Annotated in this window: 9 protein-coding genes and 1 pseudogene; 8 read left to right on the top strand and 2 right to left on the bottom strand. The window is 71.6% G+C overall.

Translation table 11 applies throughout. The annotated features are described in order from the left end of the window. Both ACFV0Q_RS36125 and ACFV0Q_RS36120 read right to left on the bottom strand, forming a co-directional pair. A pseudogene (locus ACFV0Q_RS36125) lies at positions 1 to 510 on the bottom strand (oxidoreductase); the annotation flags it as partial. Continuing rightward, positions 450 to 638, bottom strand: a complete 189-nt coding sequence (locus ACFV0Q_RS36120; protein ID WP_385011438.1) for a hypothetical protein — start codon at positions 636 to 638, stop codon at positions 450 to 452. The pseudogene ACFV0Q_RS36125 and the gene ACFV0Q_RS36120, both read right to left, overlap by 61 nt. A gap of 398 nt (positions 639 to 1,036) precedes the next feature. On the opposite strand from ACFV0Q_RS36120, the gene hisD reads away from it, so the two are divergent. From hisD to hisF, 8 genes are read left to right on the top strand one after another with little or no spacing between them, the layout of a single operon-like run. Continuing rightward, positions 1,037 to 2,359, top strand: a complete 1,323-nt coding sequence (hisD, locus tag ACFV0Q_RS36115; protein ID WP_385011436.1) for a histidinol dehydrogenase — start codon at positions 1,037 to 1,039, stop codon at positions 2,357 to 2,359. Next, on the top strand, positions 2,356 to 3,465 hold the full coding sequence (locus tag ACFV0Q_RS36110; protein ID WP_385011434.1) for a histidinol-phosphate transaminase: 1,110 nt from the start codon (positions 2,356 to 2,358) through the stop codon (positions 3,463 to 3,465). The genes hisD and ACFV0Q_RS36110 overlap by 4 nt, the downstream gene beginning before the upstream one ends. Next, entirely contained in the window at positions 3,462 to 4,055 is a 594-nt protein-coding gene (gene hisB, locus ACFV0Q_RS36105; RefSeq protein ID WP_030155936.1) for an imidazoleglycerol-phosphate dehydratase HisB, read from the top strand. The genes ACFV0Q_RS36110 and hisB overlap by 4 nt, the downstream gene beginning before the upstream one ends. Before the next feature lie 2 nt (positions 4,056 to 4,057). Further along, entirely contained in the window at positions 4,058 to 4,225 is a 168-nt protein-coding gene (locus ACFV0Q_RS36100; protein WP_266577737.1) for a hypothetical protein, read from the top strand. After that, positions 4,222 to 4,866, top strand: coding sequence for an imidazole glycerol phosphate synthase subunit HisH (hisH, locus tag ACFV0Q_RS36095; protein WP_385011431.1), 645 nt, complete (start codon positions 4,222 to 4,224; stop codon positions 4,864 to 4,866). The genes ACFV0Q_RS36100 and hisH overlap by 4 nt, the downstream gene beginning before the upstream one ends. Further along, positions 4,866 to 5,591 (top strand): bifunctional 1-(5-phosphoribosyl)-5-((5-phosphoribosylamino)methylideneamino)imidazole-4-carboxamide isomerase/phosphoribosylanthranilate isomerase PriA, encoded by a 726-nt coding sequence (gene priA / locus ACFV0Q_RS36090; RefSeq protein WP_385011430.1) that lies wholly within the window; start codon positions 4,866 to 4,868, stop codon positions 5,589 to 5,591. The genes hisH and priA overlap by 1 nt, the downstream gene beginning before the upstream one ends. Continuing rightward, entirely contained in the window at positions 5,588 to 5,980 is a 393-nt protein-coding gene (locus ACFV0Q_RS36085) for a RidA family protein (protein ID WP_385011428.1), read from the top strand. The genes priA and ACFV0Q_RS36085 overlap by 4 nt, the downstream gene beginning before the upstream one ends. After that, positions 5,977 to 6,732 (top strand): imidazole glycerol phosphate synthase subunit HisF, encoded by a 756-nt coding sequence (gene hisF / locus ACFV0Q_RS36080; RefSeq protein ID WP_385011426.1) that lies wholly within the window; start codon positions 5,977 to 5,979, stop codon positions 6,730 to 6,732. The genes ACFV0Q_RS36085 and hisF overlap by 4 nt, the downstream gene beginning before the upstream one ends. The last annotated feature ends 83 nt before the right edge of the window (positions 6,733 to 6,815 follow it).

The following is a 6,815-nucleotide window of genomic DNA, read 5'->3' as shown; positions in this document are numbered from 1 at the left end:
GACCTCCTGCTCCGGCTGGAGGTCGAAGCGGGCCCCGTAGAAGTCGACGGAGTCACCGAAACGGCCGTCGTCCAGACGCAGCCCGCCCCGGCACTCGAAGTGCCGCTCCGGCCCGCCCCGCGTCGGGGTCTGCCCCCAGTCGTACGGGCGGGCCGGGTCGCCCGCCTCGGGGGCGAGGGCGATGGAGGTCAGGTACAGGGTCCGCTCGACGGTCAGGGTCGGGGCGTTCAGCGCGCGGCGCCCGTACGGGTTGCGCAGCCGCGCCCCGCGCAGGCTCATCGAGGCGCCGACCTTCGCCGCGCGCAGGCTCACCTCGCCGTACGCCTCCACCAGGTCGGCCTGGAAGTCCTGCGCGACCGACATCCCGTCGGCGGCGACGGCCCGGCCCCGGTTGTCGCGCTGGAAGACGGCCTGGCTGATCAGCAGGTCGGTGCCGATCTGCGCGTCGGTCAGCCGGATCCCGCGCGCCACCCGGCAGCGCGCCAGGTGCAGGTCGCCCTCGGTGTGCACGCGGGCCGCCTCGATCCGGGGGATCGCGCAGTTGTCCAGCCGCAGCGTGCCGAAGCGTGTCTCGGACAGCTGGATCTCGCTGTCGAAGCGGCACGACCGGATCTCGACGTACGGGGGCACCGTGCCACCGGACAGATCGAGCCGCCCGGTGATCTGCGCGCCGCGCATCTTCAGGCATCCGACGCGGCCCGGGACGGGATCCGGTCCGGCCAGCAGCAGCAGGGCGACGACCTCCGCCCGGACCTGCCGCTCGGGGCCCCACTCCGCGCCGCCGTGCGGATCGTCCTGCTCCGCGATCCGGGTGCCGAAATCACACACCGTGCCCGCCCGGAAGGCCTGCCACATGCGGTGTTCGGGGTCGGTCAGGTCCCCCGGTCGTCCGTCCACCTGCGCTTCGGTCACGGCAGCCCCCCGCTCGCCCGTTTACGTGTACGAGAACGCTAAAGGGCGGCAGTGACATCCGGGACGTGTATCAGCCAGTGATACGGGCGAACGGTGGCGGGAGACGGTCTGAGAGAATTGGGGGGTGATCTCTCGTATCGACCTGCGCGGTGACGCCCTCCCCGAGGGCGGCGCCCTGCGCGATCTGCTGCCCCGTGCCGAGTTCGACGTAGAAGCTGCCCTGGAGAAGGTGCGGCCCATCTGCGAGGACGTCCATCATCGTGGCACGGCGGCGCTGATCGAGTACGCGCAGAAGTTCGACGGGGTCGAGCTCTCGCAGGTCCGCGTCCCGGCGGAGGCCCTCGCGGCCGCCCTGGAACAGCTGGACCCGGACGTCCGCGCCGCCCTGGAGGAGTCGATCCGGCGCGCCCGGATCGTGCACCGCAACCAGCGCCGCACCGAGCACACCACCCAGGTGGTCCCCGGCGGCACCGTGACCGAGAAGTGGGTTCCGGTCGAGCGCGTGGGGCTGTACGCCCCCGGCGGGCGTTCCGTGTACCCGTCGTCCGTCGTCATGAACGTCGTACCGGCGCAGGAAGCGGGCGTCGAGTCCATCGCGCTCGCCTCCCCGCCGCAGAAGGAGTTCGGCGGCCTGCCGCACCCGACGATCCTCGCCGCCTGCGCGCTCCTCGGCGTGGACGAGGTGTACGCGGCCGGTGGCGCCGTCGCCGTCGCGATGTTCGCGTACGGCACGGAGGACTGCCTCCCGGTCAACATGGTGACCGGCCCCGGCAACATCTGGGTCGCCGCCGCCAAGCGCTACTTCACCGGGAAGATCGGCATCGACACCGAGGCCGGCCCCACCGAGATCGCGGTCCTCGCGGACTCCACGGCCGACCCGGTGCACGTCGCCGCCGACCTGATCAGCCAGGCCGAGCACGACCCGCTGGCCGCCGCCGTGCTCGTCACGGACTCCGCCGAGCTGGCGCAGGCCGTCGAGCGGGAGCTGGAGCCGCAGGTCGCGGCCACCAAGCACGTCGAGGACCGGATCAAGCCGGCCCTCGCGGGCAGGCAGTCCGCGATCGTGCTGGTCGACAGCCTGGAGGACGGCCTCAAGGTCGTCGACGCGTACGGCGCCGAGCACCTGGAGATCCAGACCGCCGACGCCGCCGCCTGGGCCGCCCGCGTCCGCAACGCCGGCGCGATCTTCGTCGGCCCCTGGTCGCCGGTCTCCCTCGGCGACTACTGCGCCGGGTCGAACCACGTGCTGCCCACCGGCGGCTGCGCCTGCCACTCCTCCGGCCTGTCCGTGCAGTCCTTCCTGCGCGGCATCCACATCGTCGACTACACGCGGGACGCCCTCGCCGAGGTCACCCACCACGTGGTGACCCTCGCCGAGGCCGAGGACCTGCCCGCGCACGGCGCCGCCCTGAAGGCGCGCTTCGGCTGGAAGGTGCCCACCCAGTGAGCTTCGGGATCGACGACCTTCCCATCCGCGACGAGCTCCGCGGCAAGACCCCGTACGGCGCCCCGCAGCTCGACGTGCCCGTCCAGCTGAACACCAACGAGAACCCGTACGCGCTCCCCGAGGAGCTCGTCGCGCGGATCGCCGAGCGCGTCGCCGACGCCGCCCGCACCCTCAACCGCTACCCCGACCGGGACGCGATCGAGCTGCGGACCGAGCTGGCCGCCTACCTCACCCGTACGGGCAAGCACCCCGTCGCGCGCGAGAACGTGTGGGCCGCCAACGGCTCCAACGAGGTCCTCCAGCAGCTGCTGCAGACCTTCGGCGGCCCGGGCCGCACCGCGATCGGCTTCGAGCCCTCGTACTCGATGCACGCCCTGATCGCCCGCGGCACCGGAACGGGCTGGATCTCCGGCCCGCGCCGGGAGGACTTCACGATCGACCTGGAGGCGGCGGAGCAGGCGATCGCCGAGAACGCCCCCGACGTGGTCTTCATCGCCTCGCCGAACAACCCCACGGGCACCGCCGTCGAGGCGGAGACCGTCCTCGCGATCTACGAGGCCGCGCAGGCCGCCAAGCCCTCCGTGGTGATCGTCGACGAGGCCTACGTGGAGTTCAGCCACCGGGACTCGCTGCTGCCGCTGATCGAGGGCCGCCCGAACCTGGTGGTCTCCCGGACCATGTCCAAGGCCTTCGGCGCCGCCGGCCTGCGCCTGGGCTACCTGGCCGCGCACCCCGCCGTGGTCGACGCCGTCCAGCTGGTGCGCCTGCCGTACCACCTGTCGGCCGTCACCCAGGCGACCGCGCTGGCCGCCCTGGAGCACACCGACACCCTGCTCGGCTACGTCGAGCAGCTCAAGGCCGAACGGGACCGCCTCGTCATCGAGCTGCGGGCCCTCGGCTACGAGGTCACCGAGTCCGACGCGAACTTCATCCAGTTCGGGAAGTTCGAGGACTCGCACACCGCCTGGCAGAAGATCCTCGACCAGGGCGTCCTGGTCCGGGACAACGGCGTACCGGGCCGGCTGCGGGTCACCGCCGGCACCCCCGCCGAGAACGACGCGTTCCTGGAAGCGGTTCGCGCACTGAAGAAGGAGCAGCAGGCATGAGCCGCATCGGACGGGTCGAACGCACCACGAAGGAGACCTCGGTCCTCGTCGAGATAAACCTCGACGGCACCGGCAAGGTCGACGTCTCGACCGGCGTGGGCTTCTACGACCACATGCTCGACCAGCTCGGCCGCCACGGGCTCTTCGACCTCACCGTCAAGACCGACGGCGACCTGCACATCGACAGCCACCACACCATCGAGGACACCGCCCTCGCGCTGGGCGCCGCCTTCAAGCAGGCCCTCGGCGACAAGGTGGGCATCTACCGCTTCGGCAACTGCACCGTCCCGCTGGACGAGTCCCTCGCCCAGGTGACCGTCGACCTCTCCGGCCGCCCCTACCTCGTGCACACCGAGCCCGAGAACATGGCGCCGATGATCGGCGAGTACGACACGACGATGACCCGGCACATCTTCGAGTCCTTCGTCGCGCAGGCCCAGATCGCCCTGCACATCCACGTCCCGTACGGCCGCAACGCCCACCACATCGTGGAGTGCCAGTTCAAGGCCCTCGCCCGGGCCCTGCGCTACGCCGCCGAGTTCGACCCGCGCGCGGCCGGCATCCTGCCCTCCACGAAGGGCGCCCTCTAACCGTGAACGGCCTCAACACCATCCTGATCGTCCTCGGCCTGTTCCTGGCCGGCGGCGTCTACTCCTTCCAGAAGCAGAAGATGCCCAAGTCGGTCATCATCCTGCTCGCCATCGGCTCCGTCATGTGCCTCGCGGCCGGAGTCCTGCGGATCCAAGGAATCTGGGAATGAGCGCAGCAAAGAAGACGGTCGTCGTCTTCGACTACGGCTTCGGCAACGTCCGGTCCGCCGAGCGGGCCCTCGCCCGTGTCGGCGCGGACGTGGAGATCACCCGCGACTACGACAAGGCCATGGACGCCGACGGGCTCCTCGTCCCCGGCGTCGGCGCCTTCTCCGCCTGCATGCGGGGTCTGAAGGAAGCCCGCGGCGACTGGATCATCGGCCGCAGGCTCTCCGGCGGCCGCCCCGTCATGGGCATCTGCGTCGGCATGCAGATCCTCTTCGAGCGGGGCATCGAGCACGGCGTCGAGACCGAGGGCCTCGACGAGTGGCCCGGCACGGTCGGCCCGCTCAAGGCCCCCGTCGTCCCCCACATGGGCTGGAACACCGTGGACGCGCCCGCCGACAGCCAGGCCTTCGCCGGCCTCGACGCCGACGCCCGCTTCTACTTCGTGCACTCCTACGCGGCGCACGAATGGAACCTGGAGGTCACCAACCCGGCCATCCGCGCGCCCAGGGTCACCTGGGCCACCCACGGCGAGCCCTTCGTCGCGGCGGTGGAGAACCGGGCCCTGTGGGCCACCCAGTTCCACCCCGAGAAGTCCGGGGACACCGGCGCCCAGCTGCTCACCAACTGGATCGAGACCCTCTGATGAAGACGCTTGAGCTCCTCCCCGCGGTCGACGTCCGCGACGGCCAGGCCGTCCGGCTCGTGCACGGCGTCTCCGGCAGCGAGACCTCCTACGGTTCCCCGCTGGAGGCGGCCCTCGCCTGGCAGCGCTCCGGCGCCGAGTGGCTGCACCTCGTCGACCTCGACGCCGCCTTCGGCACGGGTGACAACCGCGCCCTGGTCGCCGAGATCACCCGTGCGATGGACATCAAGGTCGAGCTGTCCGGCGGCATCCGCGACGACGCCTCGCTCGCCGCGGCCCTCGCCACCGGCTGCACCCGCGTCAACCTCGGCACCGCCGCCCTGGAGACCCCCGAGTGGGCCGCCAGGGCCATCGCCGAGCACGGCGACAAGATCGCCATCGGCCTCGACGTGCGCGGCACCACCCTCAAGGGCCGCGGCTGGACCAGCGAGGGCGGCGACCTCTACGAGACCCTCGCCCGCCTGGACTCCGAGGGCTGCGCCCGCTACGTCGTCACCGACATCGGCAAGGACGGCACGCTGACCGGCCCCAACCTGGAGCTGCTGAAGAACGTCTGCGCCGCCACCGACCGGCCCGTCGTCGCTTCCGGCGGCATCTCCTCCCTGGACGACCTGCGCGCGCTCTCCGCGCTCGTCCCGCAGGGCGTCGAGGGCGCGATCGTCGGCAAGGCCCTGTACGCCAAGGCCTTCACCCTGGAAGAAGCCCTGAAGGTGGTCTCCGCATGAGCAGTTCCCCCGAAGCGGTGCGCCGCATCTCCTCCGGCGGCGCCTACGAGGACGTCATCGGCTACTCGCGGGCCGTCCAGCTCCCGAACGGGCTCGTCCTCGTCTCCGGCTGCACCGCGGCCGACGGCGGAGGCCCGTACGACCAGACGATGACGGCCTTCGGCGTCGCCTTCAAGGCCCTCGCCCAGGCGGGCCTCGGCCCCGAGGACGTGGTCCGCACCCGGATGTACCTCACGCACGCCCGGGACGTCGAGGAGGTGGGCCGCGCGCACAAGGAGCTGTTCGACGCCGTCCGCCCCGCAGCTTCCATGATCATCGTCTCCGGCTTCGTCGACCCGTCCATGGTCGTCGAGGTGGAGGTCGAGGCGTACAAGGCGGTGTCCGGATGAGCCTCGCCGTACGCGTGATCCCCTGCCTCGACGTGGACAACGGCCGCGTCGTCAAGGGCGTCAACTTCCAGAACCTGCGGGACGCCGGCGACCCGGTGGAGATGGCCAAGCTCTACGACGCCGAGGGCGCCGACGAGCTGACCTTCCTCGACATCACCGCCTCCTCCGGCAACCGCGAGACCACGTACGACGTGGTGCGGCGGACCGCAGAGCAGGTGTTCATCCCGCTGACCGTGGGCGGTGGCGTCCGCACGGCGGACGACGTCGACAAGCTGCTGCGGGCCGGCGCGGACAAGGTCGGCGTCAACACCGCCGCCATCGCCCGCCCCGAGCTGATCCAGGAGATCGCGGAGCGCTTCGGGCGGCAGGTGCTGGTGCTGTCGGTCGACGCGCGCCGCACCGCCTCGGGGTCCTTCGAGGTCACCACGCACGGCGGCCGGCAGGGCACGGGCATCGACGCGGTCGAGTGGGCGCACCGGGCGGCCGAGCTGGGCGCCGGGGAGATCCTGCTGAACTCGATGGACGCCGACGGCACGAAGGACGGCTACGACACCGAGATGATCGCGGCCGTACGCAAGCACGTGACGGTGCCGGTGATCGCCTCCGGCGGGGCCGGTGTGCTGGAGCACTTTCCGCCGGCCATCGCGGCGGGGGCCGATGCGGTGCTGGCGGCCTCGGTGTTCCACTTCGGCGACCTGAGGATCTCCGAGGTCAAGGCCGCCCTCCGCGAAGCGGGCCACCCAGTCCGCTGAGCCGTTTCTGGGGCTCCGCCCCAGACCCCGCGCCTCAAACGCCGGCGAGGCTGGAATTGAGCTCCGCGCAATCCAGCCTGCCG

It is taken from the genome of Streptomyces sp. NPDC059564, assembly GCF_042735575.1.
Taxonomy (GTDB): domain Bacteria; phylum Actinomycetota; class Actinomycetes; order Streptomycetales; family Streptomycetaceae; genus Streptomyces.
This window is presented reverse-complemented; position numbering and strand designations above follow the sequence as displayed.